The sequence below is a fragment of the Nonomuraea fuscirosea genome, assembly GCF_003001935.1.
Classification (GTDB): domain Bacteria; phylum Actinomycetota; class Actinomycetes; order Streptosporangiales; family Streptosporangiaceae; genus Nonomuraea; species Nonomuraea fuscirosea.
In genome coordinates, this window is sequence record NZ_PVNG01000002.1 from 386,765 (window position 1) to 408,123 (window position 21,359).

Consider the following 21,359-nt stretch of genomic DNA (forward strand, 5'->3'; position numbering starts at 1 on the left):
CGTAGCAAATCACCCGCTGACCGCAAGGCGCTTGCGCGCGCCGCTACGTCGGACCAGGACGACGACCGTGCCGGCGACGGCGGCCAGCAGGCCCGCGCCGGGCAGCAGGAACAGCCCCGCCAGCCCGCCGGTGACGCCGCCCAGGCTGGACAGGACGTCGCGGCCCACGCCGTAGCGGACGGTGGCCTGCTCCTGGTTGGCGCAGGTGAGCTGGTAGTCGCCCTTGGCCGGCGCGTTGATCACGAGGATCTCCTGCCAGGTCGTGTCGTTCCAGGTGACACTCTGGTTCCCCGGGACCTTGGCGAGCCTGGCCTGGCCGGGGCCGCCGGAGATGGCGCAGTCGTAGGAGATGCGGGCGGCGCTGGCGACGTACACGGCGGGTTTGTCGGCCGGATCGACCGTCACCGTGATGCTCTCGCCGGACTCGAACGTCTTCGTCGGCGCCATGTCCGCCACGCTGCTCACCAAACCGCCGCCGAACAGGGCCACGCCCGCCACCGCGCACGCCAGGAACACGCCCCAGGCGGCGGCGAGCCACCACAGGCTGGGTTTTATGGCTTTGGAGTCTATTCGTGGCGGAAATTGGGCCTGTTGGCCGTATTGTCCGTACTGAGGTGGCGGGCCGAACTGGGTGGGCTCACCGTACTGCGGCGGCTGCCCGTGGGGCGGAGGCTGTCCGTACTGGGGCGGCTGTCCCTGCGGCGGCTGCCCGTAAGGCGGTTGCCCGTACGGTGACTGTCCGTAGGGTTGTGAGCCGGGCTGCGGCCCGTACTGAGGAGGTTGCGGCTGACCGTGGTGGGGCCCCTGCTCAGACGGGGGGCCGTACGGCCGGGGCTGAGAATCGTCGGTCATGCTGGCCAGTCTGAGGCCTGTCGCTCACACCACGCCAGCAGCAGGATGGGACCCGCTGTTATCGCACCTTGTGGGCGAGAGCCGTACACTTGGCACTCGGGAACACAGAGTGCTAGACACCGCGTTCCTGAAAGAGACAGAGGCAGGAGGTGAGCACGTGCTCGACGAACGGAAGCTGGCTGTGCTCAGGGCCATTGTCGAAGACTACGTGTCCACCAACGAACCGGTGGGCTCCAAGGCGCTCGCCGAGCGTCACAACCTGAAGGTCTCCCCGGCCACGGTCAGAAACGACATGGCCGCGCTGGAGGAGGAGGGTTACATCACCCAGCCGCACACCAGCGCGGGCCGCGTGCCGACGGACAAGGGCTACCGCCTGTTCGTCGACCGGCTCTCGCAGGTGAAGCCGCTGTCCGGAGCCGAGCGCAGAGCCATCGAGACGTTCCTGGCCGGCGCGGTCGACCTCGACGACGTGGTCACCCGCACCGTCCGGCTGCTCGCGCAGCTGACCCGGCAGGTCGCGGTCGTGCAATATCCGACGCTGACCCGTTCGACGGTCAGGCACGTCGAGCTGGTCCCGCTGAGCGACCGGCGGGTCATGCTGGTGCTGATCACCAACACCGGCCGCGTCGAGCAGCGCGTGGTCGAGCTGCCCGAGGTGGTGGAGGACGCCCGCATCGCGCACCTGCGCGCCGTGCTCAACTCCTGCCTCGACGGCTGCGGCCTGAGCAGCGTGCCCGACCTGGTCGCCGACCTGCCCGAGCGGCTGCCCCTCGAAGACCGGCCCGTGGTGGCCACGGTCCTGTCGGTCCTGCTCGAGACGCTGGTCGAGCGGCACGACGAGAAGATCGTGTTCGCCGGCGCGGCCAACCTCGCCGGCGCCGACTTCACCACCGGCCTGCGCGACGTGCTGGAGGCGCTGGAGGAGCAGGTCGTCCTCATGCGGCTGCTCGGCGAGACAACCTCAGACACCCCGTCCGCGCTCACCGTGCGCATCGGCGCGGAAAACCCCTACCTGCGGGGGACATCCATCGTCGCGACCGGATACGGTTCTGGCGACAACCAACTGGCCCGGCTCGGCGTACTCGGGCCGACCAGGATGGATTATCCCGTGACGATGGGCGCCGTACGCGCGGTGGCACGCTACGTCAGCCAGATACTGGCTGCATCATAAGAGGTCGATAAGTGGCAAACAGCGACTACTACGCCACCCTCGGGGTGCGCCGTGACGCGAGTCAGGACGAGATCAAGAAGGCGTACCGCCGACTCGCCCGTGAGCTGCACCCCGACGTGAACCCCGATCCTGAGACCCAGGAGCGGTTCAAGGAGATCACGCAGGCCTACGAGGTGCTCTCCGACCCCAACAAGCGCCAGATGTACGACCTGGGTGGCGACCCCTTCGGCGGTGCGGGAGCGGGCGCGGGCGCCGCGGGCGGGTTCGGCGCGGGCTTCCCGTTCAGCGACATCATGGACGCCTTCTTCGGCACGGCGGCCGGCGCCCGCGGGCCGCGCTCACGCGCCCGCAGGGGCCGCAACGCCACCATCCGGGTGGAGCTCGACCTGCGCGAGACGGCGTTCGGCACCACCCGCGAACTGGCCGTCGACACGGCCGTGGTGTGCGAGGTGTGCCACGGCGCCGGCGCCGCGCAGGGCACCCACCCCGACACCTGTGACATGTGCAACGGGCGCGGTGAGATCTCCCAGGTCACCCGCTCCTTCCTGGGCCAGGTCATGACCTCGCGGCCGTGCCCCCAGTGCGGTGGTTTCGGGACGATCATCCGCCACCCCTGCCAGGAGTGCTCCGGCGACGGCCGGGTGCGCACCCGCCGGACGATCAAGGTCCGCATCCCCGCCGGCGTCGAGGACGGCACGCACATCCAGCTCGCCGGCGAGGGCGAGGTCGGCCCGGGCGGCGGCCCGCCGGGAGACCTCTTCCTGGAGATCGTCGAGCGCCCCCACGAGATCTTCGAACGGCGCGGCGACGACCTCCACTGCACCGTGCAGATCCCGATGACGGCCGCCGCGCTCGGCACCGTGCTGGCGGTGGAGACGCTCGACGGCTCCGAGGAGATCGACGTCCGCCCCGGCACCCAGTCCGGCCAGGTCATCACCATGTACGGCCGGGGCGTGCAGCGCCTCAACGAGTCCGGCAGGGGCGACCTGCTCATCCACGTCAACGTCGAGACGCCGACCCGGCTCGACACCGCCCAGGAAGAACTGCTCCGCGAGCTGTCCAGGCAGCGGGGTGAGGAGCGCCCGCCTGGCAAGTTCGCACCGGGTCAGCAGGGTTTTTTCTCCCGCCTGCGTGACGCCTTCAACGGCCGTTGACGGCGCCCGTCTTCCTGGCCGAGGCGCTCGACGGCCCCGAGCTGACGCTCGATGGGCCCGAGGGGCGGCACGCGGCCTCCGTACGACGGCTGCGCGCGGGTGAGCGGGTCGATCTGACCGACGGCGCCGGCACGGTGGCCGAGTGCGTCGTACGCGAGACGCTGAAGGACGCGCTCAGGCTCGACGTGCTGCGCCGCTACCGGGTCGAGGCGCCCGCGCCCCGGCTCGTCGTCGTCCAGGGGCTGCCCAAGGGCGACAGGGGTGAGCTCGCGGTCGAGATGATGACCGAGGCCGGCGTGGACGTGATCGTCCCGTGGGCGGCCGCGCGCAGCATCACCCAGTGGAAGGGCGACAAGGTCGCCAAGGCGCTCGGCCGGTGGCGGGCCACGGCCCGTGAGGCGGGCAAGCAGGCCCGCCGCTTCCACCTGCCCGAGGTGACCGACCTGGCCACGACGGCGCAGGTCGAACGGCTGCTCACCGGGGCGGCCCTCGGCCTGGTGCTGCACGAGGAGGCGGCCGAGCCGCTGTCGAAGGTGACACTGCCCGTGAGCGGCGACATCGTGATGGTCGTGGGGCCCGAGGGAGGCGTCTCGGAGGACGAGATCGCCCGGTTCGGGGCGGCCGGGGCGGCGCCGGTACTGCTGGGGCCGACGGTCCTGCGCACGTCCACGGCGGGGGTCGCGGCGGCGGCCGTCCTGCTGACCCGTACCGGACGCTGGTGAGGCGCGAGAGCCGCACAGGCCGTGAGAACTGCTCAGGCGTGAGAACCGCTCAGGCCGTGAGAGCTGCTCAGGCGTGAGAACCGCTCAGGCCGTGAGGGTGTGACCGCGACGGTGCGGTGGTGAAGGGGTGACCGCGGCGGTGCGGTCGTGAGGGTGTGCGGGGGCCGGCTGAGCCGGGTCAGGGCACCGTGGTGTCGGAGGTGTCCTGGAGCGGGCTGGCCAGGTCCGCGGGTGTCTCCATCGCGTCGTCGGTCGGCGGGCACTCCTCAGGCGGGCACGCCGTGGGCGCCACGCTCGTCTCCTCCATCGTCGGCGTCGGTGTCGGCGATGGTGACAGCGTAGGACAGTCGGCGGGAGGCTCGGTCTGCTCGGCCAGGGTCGAGGGGCAGTCGGTCGGCGTCGGGCTGGGCGACGGGGACGGCCTGCTGGTCGAGTCGGCCTTGCGGCTGGTGCGCGGGGTCGGCGGCTTGGGGGTCTCGGGGATCACGACCGCGGGCGGGTCGGTGGTCCGCTCCGGCGGCGGAGGCTGTACGGAGCGGGTGGTGGAGGAGTTGGAAGGAGCCTCGGAGGTCGTCTCGTTGTCGATGGGGGCGGCCGGAATCTGGTCGATGATCTGCGAGCGCAACGAGGGAACGGCCATCACGATCGTTCCCGCCACCAGCAGGGCGCTGGCGGCGGCCGCGCCCGCTCGCCACCAGAACAGATTGCGCACTCCACGCCGCTCGATGCGGCCACGGATGATCTCCAGTCCTTCCGGCGAGGGTACGACCGCGTCCGCCTCCGCGCGGAGCGCACGGCGCAAGAGATCGCCGTACTCGTCGGGGGGCTGGGTCATGACATTTTCTCCAGGACCGATCGCAACGCGGCCATACCACGTGCCGTGTGGCTCTTGACCGCGCCCTTGCTGATGCCCATGGCGTGAGCGATCTCAGCTTCGGACAGATCACCGTAGTAGCGTAGAACCAGTGCTTCTCTCTGTCGGGTCGGCAGGGCTCGTAACGCCTCGATCACGGCGGAGCGTTCCAGCTCGCCGATCGCGCCGTTCTCGGCGCTCGGAGCGTCAGGCAGGCCCTTGGGGGCGTATTTCTCGACGACCGCGCGGTGACGCAGCACGGACCGGGACCGGTTGACGACGGATTGACGCAGGTAGGCGAGTGCTTTGTCGGGGTCACGCAGTCTGCGCCAGGCGCCATGGATGGCGACGAACGCATCCTGCACGACTTCCTCGGCTGTTGCAATGTCGCGCACCAGCAACACGGCGAGACGCACCAACGACCGGAAGTGCGCGCTGTACAGCGCCGTCACGGCCATGTCGGCATCCCACCCGACCTGCACCGCCCCCATCGACCTGTCGGCCAGGAGGGTTTCGGTGGTCACATCAGTGGGACGCGCGGCCTTCCCAGAGGGTTTACGCTCTTCCGGTTCTTGAGGTTTCCCCGGTTCCTTAGGGTGCATTACCCAGTCGTGTCCTCGCCAGGTGGCGCTCGCCCGACCCTGAATCGTCTTCTTTTAGCTGTAGTGTCGCACACTCACCCTAACCTCGTTGATCTTCCTACGCACGACACAGCTGATTACCGATTCGCAACGGACTTGCTGACGGTGAGCTCTCGGTAGGGTGATCGGGTGAGCGATTGCCTCTTCTGCAAAATCGTCGCCAACGAGATTCCCGCTGAGATCGTCTACGAAACCGGCCGGACCCTCGCCTTCCGCGACGTGAATCCGCAGGCTCCCACGCACGTTCTCGTCATCCCGAAGGAGCATCACGCCGACGCCGCGGCGCTGGCCGCGGCCGACGACGGGCTGGCCGACGAGGTGCTGAAGTCCGCGCACGAGGTGGCCGTGCTGGACGGGGTGTCCGGGAGCGGCTATCGCATCGTGTTCAACACCGGGGCGGGCGCCGGGCAGACGGTCTTCCACGTCCACGCCCACGTCCTGGGCGGGCGCGATCTGGGCTGGCCGCCCGGATAACGGACACCTCCGGCCTGACGCGGTGATATTGGCGCGAGCAATCGGCCAGGTCCCGGCTACGATGGGGCGGAGAAGCACACCTGAAAGAGACCGGGAGGCATCAGGCCGCTGGCCTGCCCATGTCCGAACTACACGAATCCCGACGCACAGCACCTCCTTCGCGGACTCAGGCGAAGGTGCTGATTCCGGACGAATACCCGATGGTCAGCCTCCTGGGCTCCCGTGACGAGCTGCTCCGCGTCATCGAGGGCGCCTTCAGGGCCGACATCCACGTGCGTGGCAACGAGATCACCGTCACCGGCAGCCCCGACGAGAGCGGCACCGTGGTGCGCCTCTTCGAGGAGCTCGTCGAGGTCCTGCGCAGCGGCGGCGAGCTCACCCCCGACGCGGTCGAGCGCAGCATCGCCATGCTGCGCATGACCTCCGACCGTCCCGCCGAGGTGCTCTCCCTCGACATCCTCTCCTCGCGCGGCCGTACCATCCGGCCCAAGACCGTCAACCAGAAGCGCTACGTCGACGCGATCGACAACCACACGGTCGTGTTCGGCATCGGCCCGGCCGGCACCGGCAAGACCTATCTGGCGATGGCCAAGGCCGTGCGGGCGCTGCAGGAGAAGCGGGTCAACCGCATCATCCTCACCCGGCCGGCGGTCGAGGCCGGTGAGCGGCTCGGCTTCCTGCCCGGCACGCTCTACGAGAAGATCGACCCCTACCTGCGGCCGCTCTACGACGCCCTGCACGACATGGTCGACCCCGACTCGATTCCCAAGCTCATGGCCGCGGGCACGATCGAGGTCGCGCCGCTGGCGTACATGCGCGGGCGCACGCTCAACGACGCCTTCATCATCCTCGACGAGGCACAGAACTCCTCGGCCGAGCAGATGAAGATGTTCCTCACCCGGCTGGGGTTCAACTCCAAGATCGTGGTGACGGGTGACGTGACCCAGGTCGACCTGCCGTCGGGCACGGTCAGCGGGCTGCGGGTGGTCCAGGACATCCTGGAGGGCATCCCCGACATCCATTTCGCCCGCCTGTCCAGCGCCGACGTGGTCCGCCACAAGCTGGTCAGCGAGATCGTGGACGCCTACGGGCGCTACGATGCCACGCAGGCCGCTCAGGAGCCGAAGGCGATCCAGCAGCGGGGGAAGCGACGGCCATGAGCATAGAGATCAACAACGAGTCCGGCGTAGGGGTCGACGAGGAGAGCATCGCCGCCCTGGCCGCTCACGTGCTCGGCGAGATGGGCATCAACCCGCTCGCCGAGCTGTCCATCGTGGTGGTCGACGAGGACGCCATGGCCGAGCTGCACGAGAAGTGGATGGGCGAGCCCGGCCCGACCGACGTGCTGGCGTTCCCGATGGACGAATTGCGTCCCGGGGGCGGCGCGCGCGGCGAGGGCGACGGTCCCGCCGACCCGGCTCTGCTCGGTGACGTCGTGCTCTGCCCGCAGGTGGCGGCCAGGCAGGCGGAGGAGGCCGGTCACAGCGCAGCCGAGGAGCTGGAGCTGCTGTGCACCCACGGCATCCTGCACCTGCTCGGCTACGACCACGCCGAGCCGGAGGAGCACAAGGAGATGTTCGGACTGCAGTCCCGGCTCCTCGAGTCGTGGCAGGAGGTGCGCAACCCGCGGTGAACGCCTGGTTGCTGTCGGTCATCGCCCTTGTGATCATCGGTGGCCTGATCGCCAGCGCGGAAACGGCGCTGACGCGCATCTCCAGGGTGCGTGCCGAGGAATACGCGCGCGAGGACAGACGCGGCGCCGCACGGTTGCAGGCGATCGTGACCGACCCGCCGCGCTACCTCAACCTGCTCCTGCTGCTGCGGCTGAGCTGTGAGCTGGTCGCGACGGTGATCGCGACGCTGCTCTTCATCGACCTGCTCGACGATCAGGGCTGGGCCTACTTCTGGGCCGCGGTCGTGATGATCGTGATCAGCTATGTCGTGGTCGGTGTCATGCCGCGGACGCTGGGGCGCCAGCACGCCGAGCCGGTCGCGCTGGCCAGCGCCCCCATCGTGTACGGCCTGACCCGCATCTTCGGCCCTCTGCCCAAGCTGCTCATCTTGCTCGGCAACGCGCTCACCCCCGGCAAGGGCTTCCGCGACGGCCCGTTCACCTCGGAGGCCGAGTTGCGCGACCTGGTCGACCTGGCCGAGGAGCGCCGGGTGATCGAGCCCGACGAGCGCGAGATGATCCACTCGGTCTTCGAGCTGGGTGACACGCTGGTGCGCGAGGTCATGGTGCCGCGTACCGACATGGTCTACATCGAGCGCGGCAAGACGATCAGCCAGGCGCTGTCGCTCGCGCTGCGCAGCGGCTTCTCCCGCATCCCGGTCGTGGGCGAGAACGAGGACGACGTCATCGGCATCGCCTACCTCAAGGACATCGCCCGCAAGATCCACGAGTCGGGCGAGGGCGGGGGCAAGGAGCAGGTCGAGTCGATCATGCGTCCGGCCGCGTACGTGCCGGAGAGCAAGCCCATCGACCAGCTCATGCGGGAGATGCAGGCCCGGCAGATCCACATGGCCATCGTGATCGACGAGTACGGCGGCACCGCCGGCCTGGTCACGATCGAGGACGTCCTGGAGGAGATCGTCGGGGAGATCACCGACGAGTACGACCAGGAGGCCCCCCGGGTGGAGTCCATGCCGGACGGCGCGCTGCGCGTGACGGCCCGGATGCCGGTGGACGAGCTGGCCGAGCTGTTCGACACCGAGATCGAGGTGGACGACGTGGAGACCGTGGGCGGGCTGCTGGCCCACGCGCTCGGCCGGGTCCCGATCGCCGGGTCGCACGCGGAGGTGGGCGGGCTGTCACTCACGGCCGAGAGCCTGGCCGGGCGGCGCAACCGGATCAGCACGGTGGTGGCGCGGCGGGTCACGCCCCCTGAGGACGAGGTGGTCCCGGCCGCCGCCGAACGCGACTGACCGGACGCGGAATCACCTCAAGGGTGATGCGGCAAGCGTTCTACAAGTCTTCTGCAAGCCGGGTCCGCCATTCTCGATTCACGACATCCAGTGCGGTGGGTGTCAAAGGGGAAGCCTCCGAAGGCCGGGTGGGGTTCGCGGCCTGAGGAGACTCCCCGGGGGGACGACAACGTCCTGGCTGGGCGACCGGCTGAGACGTTGCTCGGCGTAAAGGGTGTTCTCCTCCGGAAACGGAGGAGGGCACCCTTTTTGCGCTTCGGTGGCCACCCCGGTGGATTGCCGTCTTCGCAGGTGGGGGAAGTTGCGAAGCAGGGGGGATCATGAAACGCGTGCCGGGGGTCATCGCCTGCGCACTGCTGGCCGGAGTCCTGGCGGGATGCGGCGGCGGGGGAGCCGAGAGCTTCCTCGACGCCCGGGCCATGGCACAGCTGCGCGAGGTGCTGAACAAGAAGCCACCGCTGCCCGACGGCTTCACGCCGCGGCCCGAGCAGGCCTGGCGGATGCCGTTCGGGCAGGCGGACAGGAACTGCAGGGCCGTGCTGGAGCCGGCCGGCGGGCGGGCGCCGGCGCAGGCGCTGAAGGCCCAGGCTGCCGTCAGCTACGAGGGCGACGGGCTCGGCGAGCAGGCCGGGGTGGGGCTGGCCAGGTACGCGAACGAGCAGGCGCGCGGGCACCTCGACAAGCTGGCCAAGGCCATGGACTCCTGCCGTTCCGTGCACACCTCCAGCGGCACCGACCTGAGCGTGCGGACGCTTCCCGTGCGCGACGCGGGGGACGAGGCCGTGGGCGCGCGGCTGCACGGGCGGCTGAATGGCTACCCGTACGCGTTGGACGTCGTCGTGTCCCGCGTCGGTGACACGCTGGTGTCCGTGGTGCACACCGGGATGAACGACGTGGACGCGGCGCGTACCCGCAAGGTGGTCGAGGCGGCGATCTCCTTGGTCAGCGCCTAATCTGGATCCGTGAACCCTGAAGACAGCAAGATCATCACGCTGGCCCGTGCCGCCAGGGCGCGCAACGGCTCCGCCGAGGGGGCGGCCGTCCGCGACGAGACCGGCCGCACCTACGCGGCCACCGACGTCGCCCTGACCGCGCTCAAGCTGTCGGCGGTGCAGGTGGCGGCGGCCATGGCGATCTCCAGCGGAGCGACGTCGCTGGAGGCGGCGGCGCTGGTCAGCGAGGGCGCGCCGAGCCCCGACGACGAGGCGGTGGCCGCCGAGCTGGGCGTCGGCGAGCTGCTCGTGGCCGGTCCCGACGGCACCCTGCGGGGCTGACGTGGCGATGTCGCCCTTCCTGGCGAGCCTGAGGGAGAAGGTCGGCAACGATCTGCTCATGCTGCCGTCGGTGTCCGGGCACGTGTTCGACGACGAGGGCCGGCTGCTGCTGGCCCGGCATGGTGACGTGGGGCTCTGGGCCCCGCCGGGCGGCGGGATCGACCCGGACGAACGGCCGGAGGACGCCGTGGTCAGGGAGCTGCGCGAGGAGCTCGGCGTCGAGATCGAGGTGCGCGGCCTGATCGGCGTGTACGGCGGGCCCGAGTTCCGCACCCGTTACCCCAACGGCCACCAGGTGGCCTACGTCGTCGCCGTCTACGGCTGCGCGCTGGCCCCCGGCTCGGGCGAGCCGCACCCCGACGGAGACGAGATCAACGACTACCGGTGGGTGTCCGAGAGCGAGCTGCCCGGCTTCGAGACGACGGCGTGGACGCCCGGAGTGGCGCCGACGGCGTTCGCCTGGTGGCGTGAACAGGCTCGATGATGGGACAGAATGCACATGTGACTTCGCCAGACAACCATCGCGCCGGATTCGCCTGCTTCGTGGGGAGGCCGAACGTCGGCAAGTCCACGCTGATGAACGCCCTGGTCGGCACGAAAGTGGCGATCACCTCGTCGAAGCCCCAGACGACCAGGCGGGTCATCAGGGGCATCGTGCACCGGCCCGACGCCCAGATCATCATCGTCGACACCCCCGGCCTGCACCGGCCGCGCACGCTGCTCGGCGAGCGGCTCGACAGCCTGGTGCTGTCCACGCTGACCGAGGTCGACCTGATCGGGTTCTGCGTGCCGGCCAACGAGCCCATCGGCAAGGGCGACCGGTTCATCGCCGACAAGCTGTCCGCGGTGAAGAAGACCCCGGTCATCGCGGTGGTGACCAAGTGCGACCTGGCGAGCAAGGAGCAGATCGCCGCGCAGTTGCTGGCGGTGTCGGAGGTGGCCGAGTTCGCCGCGGTCGTGCCCGTGTCGGCGCAGTCGGGCGAGCAGCTCGACGTGCTGGGCGACGTGATCATCGAGCATCTGCCCGAGTCGCCGCCCCTCTACGAGGGCGGCCAGCTCACCGACGAGCCGGAGCAGGTGCTGGTGGGCGAGCTGATCAGGGAGGCGGCGCTGGAGGGCGTACGCGACGAGCTGCCCCACTCGATCGCCGTGGTCGTCGACGAGATGATGGTCCGCGAGGGGCGTGACGACCTGCTCGACATCTACGCTCACATGTTCGTCGAACGGCCCTCGCAGAAGGCGATCGTCATCGGGCACAAGGGAGAGCGGCTGCGCGACGTGGGCACCAGGGCGCGCAAGCAGATCGAGGCGCTGCTGGGCACGCGGGTCTACCTCGACCTGCGGATCAGCGTGGCCAAGGACTGGCAGCGCGACCCCAAGCAGCTGCGCCGCCTGGGCTTCTACGACTGATCCCGGCTCGGGGTGGCCGGGGCTTCAGCGGCGGCCGACCAGAGACATGAAGGCGAGCAGGACGATCGCCAGGGCGCAGGCCAGCGCGGCGAACCAGCCGAACCTGATCACCGGCTCGATCGACAGCAGCTCGCCGAGGTCGATGGAGATGCGGTCGCGCAGCCCGCTGCCCTCGGTCACGAACAGGACGAGCACCAGCACGGCCGCGCCGCCGGGCACGAGCGCCAGCGCCGCCAGCCTCGGGCGCGACAGCAGCCCGGCCAGGCCGCAGCCCAGCGCCGCCAGCCCGGCGACCAGCGTGTAGACGCCGAATGCGTCGTCGATGCCGCGCACGTCGCTGGCCACCCCGGCGCCGATCAGGCCGCTCGTCGCCTGCAGCCCGGCCCAGGGCAGGACCGCGCAGAACACGAGGAGGACTCCGGCGGCGATCACGGCCAGCGGGTAACCACGGCGCAGCTTCGGGTGGGCGGGTGCGACGGCCATACGATCACTGTAAGCCGGGAGATGCACCGCGCTCCACCGTACGCAACGGAGTCGTCACCACGGCGTGGCGGCGGTGGCCGGCTCATCCGCCACAGCCGTGCGCTCGCCCCACTCCAGCCGTGACCGCAGCTGAACGGCGTCCTTCGCGAGCGCTGACACCAGTGTGCCGGGGCCGGCCAGCGGCAGCACCGCGACGCCCTCGGCCACGGCCGGCTCCTCGGCGCGGGCGGTCAGGAACGTGGTGCCGACGCAGCGCGCGGAGCCGTACACGGCGGGGGAGGAGTCGAGGTCCGGGTCGCCGGCCGTGAACTCCTGCCGCAGCAGCGGCAGGCCGTCGCGGGTGACGTCGAAGCGGGAGCGGCAGCGGCCGGACGGCTCGCCGTGGCGGCCGAAGACGATCTCCTCCCGCCAGAACGCGCTCGCGCCGTCCTCCAGCGTGAGCCGGACCAGGAGGCGGTGCGCGCAGCCGGCGGCGAGCACGGTCGGCTCGGGGGCGAAGCGGAGCGTGCCGCCGGCGCCCACGTGGGCGGTGACCAGCAGCTCGGACTCGCCCGGGCCGGGCAGGACCAGTGTGGCGGCGACCGAGCCGAGCTCCAGGGTGGTGCCGGGGGCGACGTACAGGTCGAGCGCGAGCATGTCGCCGCCGAGCGGGCCCGCCGCGGTGGAGACGAGGTGGACGGTGTGCGGCCCCGTCTGGCGCAGCGTCAGCGGCGGCGCCGAGGCCAGCCGGCTCACCACGGTACGGCCGTCGGCAGCTCGTGCGGTGGCCACGGCGGCACTCGCCCGCATCACCCGGCGGCCGTTCGGCGGGGGCGGGGGCGGGGGCGTCGCGCGCCGGTCGGCCGATGGTGAGGGCGTCGCGGGATCGTCGGTCGCCCGGGTGGAGGTTGTGCGACCGGCCGGTGGTGGCGGTGGTGGCATTACGAGACGGGGGAGGCGTGGGTGTGGGACCAGTCGCGTACCTGCTCGTAGACCCAGGCGGCGACCTCGGCGGCGGTCGGCTCCTGGCGGATCGAGGTGAAGCGCACCGGCCGGTCCCCGCGCACCGCGGCCGCGTCGCGGGCCATCACGTCGAGGTCGGCGCCCACCATCGGGGCCAGGTCGGTCTTGTTGATCACCAGCAGGTCCGCGCTGGTGACGCCGGGGCCGCCCTTGCGCGGGACCTTGTCGCCGCCGGACACGTCCAGCACGAAGATCTGCCGGTCGGCCAGCCCGCGGCTGAACGTGGCCGTCAGGTTGTCGCCGCCGCTCTCGACGATCACCAGGTCGAGCGGGCCGAAGTGGTGTTCGAGGGTCTCCACGGCGTCGAGGTTCGCGGCGATGTCGTCGCGGATGGCGGTGTGCGGGCAGCAGCCGGTCTCGACGGCGAGGATGCGCTCCTGGTCGAGCACGCCCGCGCGGCGCAGGAAGTCGGCGTCCTCGGTGGTGTAGATGTCGTTGGTCACCACGCCCAGGGACAGCGTCGGGCCCAGGGTCCGGCACAGGGCCGCCACCAGGGCCGTCTTGCCGCTGCCGACCGGCCCGCCGACGCCCAGGCGCAGCGCGCGGCCGCGGCCGTCGGGGGCGTGGTGATGGTCGTCGTGATTGGCTCCCATGAAGGGGTCCTTTCGTGTCAGGAGATGAACAGCCGTACCTCGGCTCGGGCGTGCTGTTCCGCGAGGGCATCGAGGGCGGGCGCCGAACAGGCGGGCAGCGCCCCCAGCGCCTCCAGGGGCGTGAGGGGATCGGACGGCCGGCAGGCGTGGGTCGCCACGGCGGTGAGGTCGGGGGTCAGGGTGGCCAGGACGGCGTGCACGGACACCGGGTCGAGGCCCAGCAGACGGACCGCCGCCGTGGCCGGCCCCGTGACCGCGTGGTAGGCCGCCGCCAGCGCCGCCTCCTCCGGCGTACAACCGGCCGCGTGTGCCGCCGCGCCGAGGGCGAGCGGGTGGTGCGGGCTCGGGATCGCCCGGGCGAGCTCGTCCAGCACGGGGGACGGCCAGATCCGGCGGGCCACCCGAAGCAGCAGCCGGCCCTGGGTGCGCGAGGCCTCCCGCTGCGCCGGGGACGCGGTCCTGGCGTCCACCTCGGCGTCCAGCGCCTCCCACGAGACCGTGCCCCCGCCGGCGGAGGCGTGGGTGCATGCGGCGGTCAGGGCGGCGGCGACGGCGCCGGCCGTGCGCAGCCGTCCGCGCAGGAAGTGGGCCAGTGAGGGCACGTCGTGGACCGCCCCCGACGTGACGGCGCGTTCGGCGCCGCCGGAGTGGGCGTGACCCCCGGCCGGCAGCCGGGAGTCGGTGAGGAGGAGCAGGGCGGGACGCATCAGAAGAGGAAGTAACGCTGGGCCATGGGCAGGGCGGTGGCGGGAGCGGGTTCGACGAGGTCGCCGTCGATGCGGACCTCGAACGTGTCGGGCGCCACCTCGATCCGCGGCAGCGCGTCGTTGAGCGGCATCGAGGACTTGCCGCGCCTCCGTACGTCCGCGACCGGCGCGAGGCGGCGGCGCACCGCCAGCCGGTCGGCCAGCCCCGACTCCACGGCGGCGGGCGAGACGAAGTGCAGCGAGGTGGCGGCCGCGGTGACCGGCGCGGCGCCGAACATGGGGCGGGGCAGCACCGGCTGCGGCGTCGGGATCGAGGCGTTGGCGTCGCCCATCTGCGCCCAGGCGACCACGCCGCCCTTGAGCACCAGGTCGGGCTTGACCCCGAAGAAGGCCGGGTCCCAGAGGACCAGGTCGGCGAGCTTGCCGGGCTCGACGGAGCCGACGTCGGCCTCCAGCCCATGGGCGATGGCCGGGCAGATCGTATATTTCGCGATATAGCGGCGGGCGCGCAGGTTGTCGGCCGGGCCGCCCAGCGAGCCTCGCCGCCCCTTCATGACGTGCGCCGTCTGCCACGTACGGATGATCGTCTCGCCGATCCTGCCCATGGCCTGCGAGTCGGAGCCGATCATGGAGATCGCGCCGAGGTCGTGCAGGACGTCCTCGGCGGCCATCGTCGTCGGCCGGATCCGCGACTCGGCGAACGCCAGGTCCTCGGGGATCGACGGGTTGAGGTGATGGCAGACCATCAGCATGTCGAGGTGCTCGTCGAGCGTGTTGACGGTGTGCGGCCTGGTCGGGTTGGTGGAGGACGGCAGCACGTTGGGATAGGCCGCGACGCGGATGATGTCGGGCGCGTGCCCGCCGCCCGCCCCTTCGGTGTGGTACGCGTGAATCGTCCGGTCGCCGATGGCCGCGAGGGTCGACTCGACGAAGCCGGCCTCGTTCAGCGTGTCGGTGTGGATCGTGACCTGCACGCCGGCGGCGTCGGCGACGCTCAGGCAGGCGTCGATGGCGGCCGGCGTGGTGCCCCAGTCCTCGTGCAGCTTGAAGCCGGAGGCGCCGGCCCGCAGCTGTTCGAGCAGGCCCTCCTCGCTGACGGTGTTGCCCTTGCCGAGCAGGGCGAAGTTCAGCGGGTAGGCGTCGAGCGACTCCAGCATGCGGGCGAGGTACCAGGTGCCGGTGACGGTGGTGGCCTTGGTGCCCTCGACGGGCCCGGTGCCGCCGCCGACGATCGTGGTGACGCCGGAGCCGACGGCCTCGTCGAGCAGTTGCGGGCAGATGAGGTGGACGTGCGAGTCGACGGCCCCGGCGGTGAGGATCTTGCCGTTGCCGGCCAGCACCTCCGTGGACGGCCCGATGACCAGGTCGACGCCGTCCATAGTGTCGGGATTGCCGGCCTTGCCGATGCCCATGACGCGGCCGTCGCGGATGCCGACGTCGGCCTTGATCACGCCCCAGTGGTCGAGGATCACCGCGCCGGTGATGATCAGGTCGGCCGCGCCCTCGGCGCGGGTGGTCCTGGCCTGGCCCATGGACTCGCGGATGACCTTGCCGCCGCCGAAGACGGCCTCGTCGCCGGGACCGGCCGGGCCCATGGAGCGGTCCTCGGTGACCTCGATGAACAGGTCGGTGTCGGCCAGCCGGATCCGGTCGCCGGTCGTGGGCCCGTAGAGGGCGGCGTAGCGGGCACGGGTGATCTGATGAGAAGCCGGCCGGTCAGTCATCGAGCGGTCCCGCCCACTCCGGGCGCAGCCCCGGCACCACCCGGTTCCCCGCCAGCGGCACCAGCGTCACGTCCCGTTCGACGCCGGGCTCGAACCTGATCGCCGTCCCCGCCGGCACGTCCAGCCGCATCCCCCACGCCGCCTTCCTGTCGAACTCCAGCCCCGGGTTGGCCGCGGCGAAGTGGTAGTGCGAGCCCACCTGCACTGGCCGGTCCGCCGTGTTGACCACGCGCACGCTCACCCGCTCGCGCCCCGGGCTGAGCGCGATCACGCCCTCCGGATGGACGTACTCGCCCGGGATCACGGGATCGGCCTGTGCACGGTGACCAGCTTCGTGCCGTCGGGGAAGGTGGCCTCGATCTGCACGCTGTCGAGCATCTCCGGTACGCCCTCCATGACGTCGGCCCGGCCGAGCACCGACCGCCCGGCCTCCATCAGGTCGGCCACGCTGCGCCCGTCCCTGGCCCCCTCCATGAGGAAGGACGCGATGACGGCGGTAGCCTCGGGATGGTTGAGCCGCAGGCCCCGGGCCTGGCGCTCGCGCGCGACCCCGGCGGCGACGTGGATGAGCAGCCGTTCCTGCTCGTGTGGGGTTAGCCGCATGGCCCGGACCATAGGAACCGGCCGTTTCCACGGCGTTGCCGGATCATGTCGTGTTGGTTTCGCCCTGCGGCGAAGCAGGGCATGACGGTTTTTGTGCGCTTGTGAACGCTTGGCAATCGCCAATTAACAATCGGGATCTTCTGGCGAAATGTCGCCGAGTCACCTTTCTCGCAGAACCGGTCGGCAGGAAGGAACGGCTGTGCGCATCTCCCGCCCGATTGTCTCCGCGATCCTCCTCTTAGCCCTCGCGGCCTGCGGGTCCGACGCCGAACCCGCCGCCCAGTCCAGCGAGATCAAGGTCGGACTCCTGCACTCGCTCAGCGGCACCATGGCGATCAGCGAGGTCACCGTACGCGACGCCGAACTGCTCGCCGTCGAAGAGATCAACAAAGCCGGCGGCGTCCTGGGCAAGAAGCTCGTCCCGGTCGTGGAGGACGGCGCCTCCGACTGGCCCACGTTCGCCGAGAAGGCCACCAAACTGATCAGGCAGGACAAGGTCGCGACCGTCTTCGGCGGCTGGACCTCGGCCAGCAGGAAGGCGATGCTGCCGGTCTTCGAACGCTACAAGGCGCTGCTCTGGTATCCGGTGCAGTACGAGGGGCTGGAGAGCTCGCCGTACATCTTCTACACCGGCGCCACCACCAACCAGCAGATCATCCCCGGCCTCGACTACCTCAAGGAGCAGGGCAAGAAGAAGCTGTTCCTGGTCGGCAGCGACTACGTCTTCCCGCGCACCGCGAACAAGATCATCAAGGCGTACGCGGCCGCGAACGGGATGGAGATCCTCGGCGAGGAGTACACCCCGCTCGGCCACACCGAGTACTCCACCCTGGTCAACAAGGTCACGGGAGCCAAGCCGGACGCGGTCTTCAACACGCTCAACGGCGATTCGAACGTGGCCTTCTTCAAACAGCTCAAGAGCGCGGGAGCCACGGCCGAGAGCATGCCGGTCCTGTCGGTGAGCATCGCCGAAGAGGAGGTCACCGGCATCGGCGTGGACAACATCGCCGGCCAGCCGGTCGCCTGGAACTACTACCAGACCACCGAGACCCCGGCCAACGACGCGTTCGTCAAGGCCTACAAGGCCAAGTACGGCGCCGCCAAGGTCACCAGCGACCCCATGGAGGCCGGCTACAACGCCGTCTACCTGTGGGCCGAAGCGGTCAAGAAGGCCGGCACGACCGAGGTGGAGGCGGTCAAGAAGGCCGCGCCCGGCATCGCGCTCGAACGTCCGGAAGGGCTGGTCACCATCGACGGCGAGAACCAGCACATGTACAAGACCGCCCGCATCGGCATCATCCAGCCGGACGGGCTGATCAAGCAGGTGTGGGACTCGGGTGAGCCGATCAAGCCGGACCCGTACCTGAAGGGCTACCCCTGGGCCGCGAGCCTGGCGGCGGGGTGACGATGACGGCCTTCGTCAACCAGCTGCCGATCGGGCTCTCGATCGGGGCGGTGCTGCTGCTCATCGCGCTCGGCCTGACGTTCACGTTCGGGCAGATGGGCGTGATCAACATGGCGCACGGGTCGTTCATCATGGCCGGGGCCTACACCGCGTACCTGCTGCAGGACCTGGTCCTGGCCCTGCCGGCGGCCTTCCTGGTCGCCGGCGCCATGGGGCTGGTCCTGGAGCGGCTCGCGATCAGGCACCTGTACGGCCGGCCGCTGGACACGCTGCTGCTCACCTGGGGCGTCAGCCTGGTGCTGCAGCAGCTCGCCCGCGACCTGTTCGGCGCGCCCAACGTGCAGGTGAGCGCGCCCTCCTGGCTGTCGGGAGGCGTGGGCATCCTGCCCTACAACCGGCTGTTCATCATGGGGCTCGCGGTGGCCGGCGTGGTGGGGGTCTGGTTCTACCTCACCCGCACCGGGCTCGGCCGCAGGACCCAGGCGGTGGTGCAGAACCGGCAGCTCGCCGCCACCAGCGGGATCGACACCGGCCGGATCGACATGCTGACCTTCTTCATCGGGTCGGGGCTGGCCGGCGTCGCGGGCGTGGCGGTGACGCTCATCGGCCCGGTCGGGCCCGCGCTCGGCGACTACTACATCGTGGACGCCTTCCTCGTCGTCGTGGCCGGCGGGCTCGGGCAGCTGCGCGGGGCCGTGCTCGCGGCGCTCGGGCTCGGGCTGCTCAACTCCTACGCCGAGTTCTGGTCGGACGCCTCGCTGGCCAAGGTGATCGTGTTCGCGGTCATCATCGCGTTCCTGCAGATCCGGCCGCAGGGCATGTTCGTGCTCAGATCGAGGGCGCTCACATGATCAGACGTCATCTGCCCTTCGCGACCGTGGCCGTGATCGCGCTGGTGGCCGCGCCGCTGCTGCTGGAGCCGTTCCGGCTGGGGCTGCTCGCGAAATATCTGTGCTACGCGATCGTCGCGCTCGGGATCGGGCTGGCCTGGGGCAAGGGCGGCATGCTCACCCTCGGCCAGGGCGTCTTCTTCGGGCTCGGCGGCTACTCCATGGCGATGTACCTCAAGCTCACCGAGGCGGGAGGCGCCGGCGGCGGGCTGCCCGACTTCATGGTGTGGAGCGGCGTGGAGTCGCTGCCCGCCCTGTGGGTGCCGTTCGGGAACCCGGTCTTCGCGCTCGGCATGGCCGTGCTCGGGCCGATGGCGATCGCGCTGATCCTCGGCACGCTCGTCTTCCGGCAGCGGGTACGGGGGGCGTACTTCGCGATCCTCACCCAGGCGCTGGCCGCCGCCATGGTCATCCTGCTGGTCGGGCAGCAGGGCCTGACCGGCGGCACCAACGGCATGACGAACTTCTTCGAGCTGTTCGGCCAGGACCTGGCCGAGGACTCCACCCAGCGCGGCCTCTACCTGGTCGTGGCGAGCGTGCTCGGCCTGCTCTACCTGGCCACCCGCCAGCTCGTGAACAGCCGCTACGGCCGCCTGCTGGTCGCGGTCAGGGACGGCGAGGACCGGGTGCGCTTCCTCGGCTACGACCCGGCCCTGGTCAAGACCGTCACCTTCGCCATCTCGGCGGGCATGGCCGGGCTGGCGGGCGCGCTGTTCGTCCCCGTCGTCGGCATCATCTCGCCCGCGCTGCTCGGCGTCGTGCCCTCGCTCGAACTGGTCGTCGCGGTGGCCGTGGGCGGGCGGCACGCGCTGGCCGGCGCCGTGCTCGGCGCGGTCGTCATGGGGTACGCCAAGACGGCGTTCAGCGAGCAGTTCGCCGACGGCTGGCTCTACCTGCAAGGAGCCCTGTTCATCCTGGTGATGACGCTCGCCCCCAAGGGCATCGCCGGAATCAGCCGAAGCATCGCCGGGAGGCTGCGCCATGCTAGAGCTACGTGACGTCCAGGTGATCTTCGACGGCTTCCGCGCGCTCGACGGCGTCGACCTGACCGTGCCCGAGGGCGAGCTGCGCTTCCTCATCGGGCCCAACGGGGCCGGCAAGACCACGCTCATCGACGTGATCACGGGCCTGACCAGGCCGGCCGCCGGCAGCGTGCGGTTCGGCGGTGCGGACCTGGTCGGCAGGAAGGAGCACGAGATCGTCCGGATGGGCGTCGGGCGCACGTTCCAGACCTCGGTGGTGTTCGAGGCGCTCACCGTGATCGAGAACCTCGACCTGGCCGCCACCTTCCGCAAGCCGCTGTGGTCGCTGACCCGGCGGCGCGACGGCGTGTCCGAGGCCGTCGAGGAGGCCCTGGCCAGGACGGGTCTCGAAGAGCTCGCCGAGCGTTCAGCGGGCGTTCTCTCACACGGCCAGCGCCAGTGGCTGGAGATCGGCATGCTGCTGGCGCAGCGGCCGAAACTGCTGCTCCTGGACGAGCCGGTGGCCGGCATGTCCAAGGACGAACGCGAGCGTACGGGTGAGCTGCTCACCGAGATCGCCGACGACCACACGGTGATCGTGGTGGAGCACGACATGGACTTCCTGCGCCGGCACGCCTCGGTGGTGACCGTGCTGCACGAGGGCAAGGTGCTGGTCGAGGGGTCGGTGGACGAGGTCAGCGCCGACCCCCGGGTGCAGGAGGTCTATCTGGGGAGGAGAGCTGGCGATGCTGTCGGTAACCGGCCTTGAGTCGGGGTACGGGAGGGCGCGCGTGCTGTTCGGGGTGTCGCTGGAGGTCGGCCCCGGTCAGCTCGTGTGCGTCATGGGACGTAACGGGGTCGGCAAGACCACGCTGCTCAACACCGTCATGGGGGTGCTGCCCGCCACGGCGGGCACGGTGACGTTCGACGGCCGCGACGTCACCAGGCTCAAGCCGCACGAGCGGGTGCGGCTCGGCATGGGGTACGTCCCGCAGGGCCACCAGTGCTTCCCCCAGCTGTCCGTGCTGGGCAACCTGCTCGTCACCGTCGAGGCGGCCAAGCAGCCCAGGAGCGCCGTGGACGAGGCCCTCGACGTCTTCCCCGCGCTCAGGCCCCTGCTCAAGCGGAGCGCCGGGCACCTGTCGGGCGGGCAGCAGCAGCAACTCGCCATGGCCCGCGCCCTGGTGACCCGGCCCAGGATGCTGATCCTCGACGAGCCCACCGAGGGCATCCAGCCGTCGATCATCGTCGAGATCGAGGCCGCCATCGAGCGGCTGCACGCCTCGGGCCTGGCCGTGCTGCTGGTGGAGCAGTATCTGGACATCGCGCTGCGGCTGGCCGACACGTTCGTCATCCTCGACGGCGGTCACGTCGTGCGTACGGGAGAGGCCGGCGACCTGCACAAGGAGGACGTCCAGCGGCTGCTGGCCGTCTGACGGGCCGGACGGCCGGACCGTCCGGCGGGTCACGTGACGGCGTACGGCCGGACCGTCCGGCGGGTCACGTGACGGCGG

Annotated in this window: 26 protein-coding genes; 16 read left to right on the forward strand and 10 right to left on the reverse strand. The window is 70.7% G+C overall.

Translation table 11 applies throughout. From position 1 onward, the window contains the following. Nucleotides 1-9: 9 nt before the first annotated feature. Nucleotides 10-447: a hypothetical protein gene (locus tag B0I32_RS05295; protein WP_245955602.1), complete on the reverse strand. Its 438-nt coding sequence runs from the start codon at nt 445-447 to the stop codon at nt 10-12. A gap of 562 nt (nt 448-1,009) precedes the next feature. Between B0I32_RS05295 and hrcA the strand changes: the two genes are divergently transcribed. From hrcA to B0I32_RS05310, 3 genes are read left to right on the forward strand one after another with little or no spacing between them, the layout of a single operon-like run. After that, nucleotides 1,010-2,023, forward strand: coding sequence for a heat-inducible transcriptional repressor HrcA (gene hrcA, locus B0I32_RS05300; RefSeq protein ID WP_106235455.1), 1,014 nt, complete (start codon nt 1,010-1,012; stop codon nt 2,021-2,023). Nucleotides 2,024-2,034: 11 nt separating this feature from the next. Continuing rightward, nucleotides 2,035-3,177, forward strand: coding sequence for a molecular chaperone DnaJ (dnaJ, locus tag B0I32_RS05305; protein ID WP_106235457.1), 1,143 nt, complete (start codon nt 2,035-2,037; stop codon nt 3,175-3,177). Next, nucleotides 3,174-3,899 (forward strand): 16S rRNA (uracil(1498)-N(3))-methyltransferase, encoded by a 726-nt coding sequence (locus tag B0I32_RS05310; RefSeq protein ID WP_106235459.1) that lies wholly within the window; start codon nt 3,174-3,176, stop codon nt 3,897-3,899. The genes dnaJ and B0I32_RS05310 overlap by 4 nt, the downstream gene beginning before the upstream one ends. Nucleotides 3,900-4,077: 178 nt before the next feature. Here the strand turns inward: B0I32_RS05310 and B0I32_RS05315 are convergent, their stop codons facing one another. Both B0I32_RS05315 and B0I32_RS05320 read right to left on the reverse strand, forming a co-directional pair. Then, complete coding sequence (locus tag B0I32_RS05315) at nt 4,078-4,734, reverse strand: hypothetical protein (protein WP_106235461.1); 657 nt, start codon at nt 4,732-4,734, stop codon at nt 4,078-4,080. Then, entirely contained in the window at nt 4,731-5,243 is a 513-nt protein-coding gene (locus B0I32_RS05320) for a SigE family RNA polymerase sigma factor (protein ID WP_106236047.1), read from the reverse strand. The genes B0I32_RS05315 and B0I32_RS05320 overlap by 4 nt, the downstream gene beginning before the upstream one ends. 279 nt (nt 5,244-5,522) lie before the next feature. Between B0I32_RS05320 and B0I32_RS05325 the strand changes: the two genes are divergently transcribed. From B0I32_RS05325 to era, 8 genes are all read left to right on the forward strand, one after another. Further along, complete coding sequence (locus tag B0I32_RS05325) at nt 5,523-5,867, forward strand: histidine triad nucleotide-binding protein (RefSeq protein ID WP_106235463.1); 345 nt, start codon at nt 5,523-5,525, stop codon at nt 5,865-5,867. A 119-nt stretch (nt 5,868-5,986) separates the two neighbouring features. Next, the gene (locus B0I32_RS05330; protein ID WP_106235465.1) at nt 5,987-7,027 is read left to right on the forward strand and encodes a PhoH family protein; all 1,041 of its coding nucleotides are present in this window, start codon (nt 5,987-5,989) and stop codon (nt 7,025-7,027) included. Next, nucleotides 7,024-7,500, forward strand: coding sequence for an rRNA maturation RNase YbeY (gene ybeY / locus B0I32_RS05335; protein WP_106235467.1), 477 nt, complete (start codon nt 7,024-7,026; stop codon nt 7,498-7,500). Before B0I32_RS05330 ends, ybeY begins: the two co-directional genes overlap by 4 nt. Then, complete coding sequence (locus B0I32_RS05340; RefSeq protein WP_106235469.1) at nt 7,497-8,792, forward strand: hemolysin family protein; 1,296 nt, start codon at nt 7,497-7,499, stop codon at nt 8,790-8,792. The genes ybeY and B0I32_RS05340 overlap by 4 nt, the downstream gene beginning before the upstream one ends. Nucleotides 8,793-9,112: 320 nt before the next feature. Further along, the gene (locus B0I32_RS05345) at nt 9,113-9,745 is read left to right on the forward strand and encodes a hypothetical protein (protein WP_146178051.1); all 633 of its coding nucleotides are present in this window, start codon (nt 9,113-9,115) and stop codon (nt 9,743-9,745) included. Between the two features lie 9 nt (nt 9,746-9,754). Next, entirely contained in the window at nt 9,755-10,066 is a 312-nt protein-coding gene (locus B0I32_RS05350) for a cytidine/deoxycytidylate deaminase family protein (RefSeq protein ID WP_106235473.1), read from the forward strand. 7 nt (nt 10,067-10,073) lie between these two features. Then, entirely contained in the window at nt 10,074-10,550 is a 477-nt protein-coding gene (locus B0I32_RS05355; protein WP_106235475.1) for an NUDIX domain-containing protein, read from the forward strand. 17 nt (nt 10,551-10,567) lie between these two features. Further along, complete coding sequence (era, locus tag B0I32_RS05360) at nt 10,568-11,476, forward strand: GTPase Era (protein ID WP_245955604.1); 909 nt, start codon at nt 10,568-10,570, stop codon at nt 11,474-11,476. A 24-nt stretch (nt 11,477-11,500) separates the two neighbouring features. Here the strand turns inward: era and B0I32_RS05365 are convergent, their stop codons facing one another. The 7 genes from B0I32_RS05365 to B0I32_RS05395 form a co-directional block, all read right to left on the reverse strand. After that, a complete protein-coding gene (locus B0I32_RS05365; protein WP_106235479.1) occupies nt 11,501-11,959 on the reverse strand; it encodes a hypothetical protein in 459 nt (152 codons plus the stop codon). Nucleotides 11,960-12,013: 54 nt separating this feature from the next. Beyond that, on the reverse strand, nt 12,014-12,730 hold the full coding sequence (locus B0I32_RS05370; protein WP_245955606.1) for an urease accessory protein UreD: 717 nt from the start codon (nt 12,728-12,730) through the stop codon (nt 12,014-12,016). 149 nt (nt 12,731-12,879) lie between these two features. After that, complete coding sequence (gene ureG / locus B0I32_RS05375; protein ID WP_106235483.1) at nt 12,880-13,554, reverse strand: urease accessory protein UreG; 675 nt, start codon at nt 13,552-13,554, stop codon at nt 12,880-12,882. A gap of 17 nt (nt 13,555-13,571) precedes the next feature. Then, nucleotides 13,572-14,261, reverse strand: coding sequence for an urease accessory protein UreF (locus B0I32_RS05380; protein WP_106235485.1), 690 nt, complete (start codon nt 14,259-14,261; stop codon nt 13,572-13,574). Further along, the gene (locus B0I32_RS05385; protein WP_106235487.1) at nt 14,261-15,985 is read right to left on the reverse strand and encodes an urease subunit alpha; all 1,725 of its coding nucleotides are present in this window, start codon (nt 15,983-15,985) and stop codon (nt 14,261-14,263) included. Before B0I32_RS05385 ends, B0I32_RS05380 begins: the two co-directional genes overlap by 1 nt. Then, nucleotides 15,978-16,289: an urease subunit beta gene (locus tag B0I32_RS05390; RefSeq protein WP_106235489.1), complete on the reverse strand. Its 312-nt coding sequence runs from the start codon at nt 16,287-16,289 to the stop codon at nt 15,978-15,980. Before B0I32_RS05390 ends, B0I32_RS05385 begins: the two co-directional genes overlap by 8 nt. Continuing rightward, the gene (locus B0I32_RS05395) at nt 16,286-16,588 is read right to left on the reverse strand and encodes an urease subunit gamma (RefSeq protein WP_106236048.1); all 303 of its coding nucleotides are present in this window, start codon (nt 16,586-16,588) and stop codon (nt 16,286-16,288) included. The genes B0I32_RS05390 and B0I32_RS05395 overlap by 4 nt, the downstream gene beginning before the upstream one ends. Nucleotides 16,589-16,787: 199 nt before the next feature. On the opposite strand from B0I32_RS05395, the gene urtA reads away from it, so the two are divergent. The 5 genes from urtA to urtE are packed head-to-tail and all read left to right on the forward strand — an operon-like array spanning nt 16,788 to nt 21,281. Further along, on the forward strand, nt 16,788-17,993 hold the full coding sequence (urtA, locus tag B0I32_RS05400; RefSeq protein WP_106235491.1) for an urea ABC transporter substrate-binding protein: 1,206 nt from the start codon (nt 16,788-16,790) through the stop codon (nt 17,991-17,993). A gap of 2 nt (nt 17,994-17,995) precedes the next feature. After that, nucleotides 17,996-18,844, forward strand: coding sequence for an urea ABC transporter permease subunit UrtB (gene urtB / locus B0I32_RS05405; protein ID WP_106236050.1), 849 nt, complete (start codon nt 17,996-17,998; stop codon nt 18,842-18,844). After that, a complete protein-coding gene (gene urtC, locus B0I32_RS05410; protein WP_106235493.1) occupies nt 18,841-19,881 on the forward strand; it encodes an urea ABC transporter permease subunit UrtC in 1,041 nt (346 codons plus the stop codon). The genes urtB and urtC overlap by 4 nt, the downstream gene beginning before the upstream one ends. After that, complete coding sequence (urtD, locus tag B0I32_RS05415; RefSeq protein WP_106236051.1) at nt 19,865-20,614, forward strand: urea ABC transporter ATP-binding protein UrtD; 750 nt, start codon at nt 19,865-19,867, stop codon at nt 20,612-20,614. Before urtC ends, urtD begins: the two co-directional genes overlap by 17 nt. Beyond that, nucleotides 20,592-21,281 (forward strand): urea ABC transporter ATP-binding subunit UrtE, encoded by a 690-nt coding sequence (gene urtE, locus B0I32_RS05420; protein ID WP_106235495.1) that lies wholly within the window; start codon nt 20,592-20,594, stop codon nt 21,279-21,281. The genes urtD and urtE overlap by 23 nt, the downstream gene beginning before the upstream one ends. Nucleotides 21,282-21,359: the final 78 nt, after the last annotated feature.

Excerpts from the sequence above, each read along its gene's own strand:
- B0I32_RS05295 (WP_245955602.1), bottom strand. The coding sequence starts at position 447 with ATGGCGCCGACGAAGACGTTCGAGTCCGGCGAGAGCATCACGGTGACG.
- B0I32_RS05315 (WP_106235461.1), bottom strand. The coding sequence starts at position 4,734 with ATGACCCAGCCCCCCGACGAGTACGGCGATCTCTTGCGCCGTGCGCTC.
- B0I32_RS05320 (WP_106236047.1), bottom strand. The coding sequence starts at position 5,243 with ATGGGGGCGGTGCAGGTCGGGTGGGATGCCGACATGGCCGTGACGGCG.
- B0I32_RS05330 (WP_106235465.1), top strand. The coding sequence starts at position 5,987 with ATGTCCGAACTACACGAATCCCGACGCACAGCACCTCCTTCGCGGACT.
- ybeY (WP_106235467.1), top strand. The coding sequence starts at position 7,024 with ATGAGCATAGAGATCAACAACGAGTCCGGCGTAGGGGTCGACGAGGAG.
- B0I32_RS05345 (WP_146178051.1), top strand. The coding sequence starts at position 9,113 with ATGAAACGCGTGCCGGGGGTCATCGCCTGCGCACTGCTGGCCGGAGTC.
- B0I32_RS05355 (WP_106235475.1), top strand. The coding sequence starts at position 10,074 with ATGTCGCCCTTCCTGGCGAGCCTGAGGGAGAAGGTCGGCAACGATCTG.
- B0I32_RS05365 (WP_106235479.1), bottom strand. The coding sequence starts at position 11,959 with ATGGCCGTCGCACCCGCCCACCCGAAGCTGCGCCGTGGTTACCCGCTG.
- ureG (WP_106235483.1), bottom strand. The coding sequence starts at position 13,554 with ATGGGAGCCAATCACGACGACCATCACCACGCCCCCGACGGCCGCGGC.
- B0I32_RS05380 (WP_106235485.1), bottom strand. The coding sequence starts at position 14,261 with ATGCGTCCCGCCCTGCTCCTCCTCACCGACTCCCGGCTGCCGGCCGGG.
- B0I32_RS05385 (WP_106235487.1), bottom strand. The coding sequence starts at position 15,985 with ATGACTGACCGGCCGGCTTCTCATCAGATCACCCGTGCCCGCTACGCC.
- B0I32_RS05395 (WP_106236048.1), bottom strand. The coding sequence starts at position 16,588 with ATGCGGCTAACCCCACACGAGCAGGAACGGCTGCTCATCCACGTCGCC.
- urtB (WP_106236050.1), top strand. The coding sequence starts at position 17,996 with ATGACGGCCTTCGTCAACCAGCTGCCGATCGGGCTCTCGATCGGGGCG.
- urtC (WP_106235493.1), top strand. The coding sequence starts at position 18,841 with ATGATCAGACGTCATCTGCCCTTCGCGACCGTGGCCGTGATCGCGCTG.
- urtD (WP_106236051.1), top strand. The coding sequence starts at position 19,865 with ATGCTAGAGCTACGTGACGTCCAGGTGATCTTCGACGGCTTCCGCGCG.
- urtE (WP_106235495.1), top strand. The coding sequence starts at position 20,592 with ATGCTGTCGGTAACCGGCCTTGAGTCGGGGTACGGGAGGGCGCGCGTG.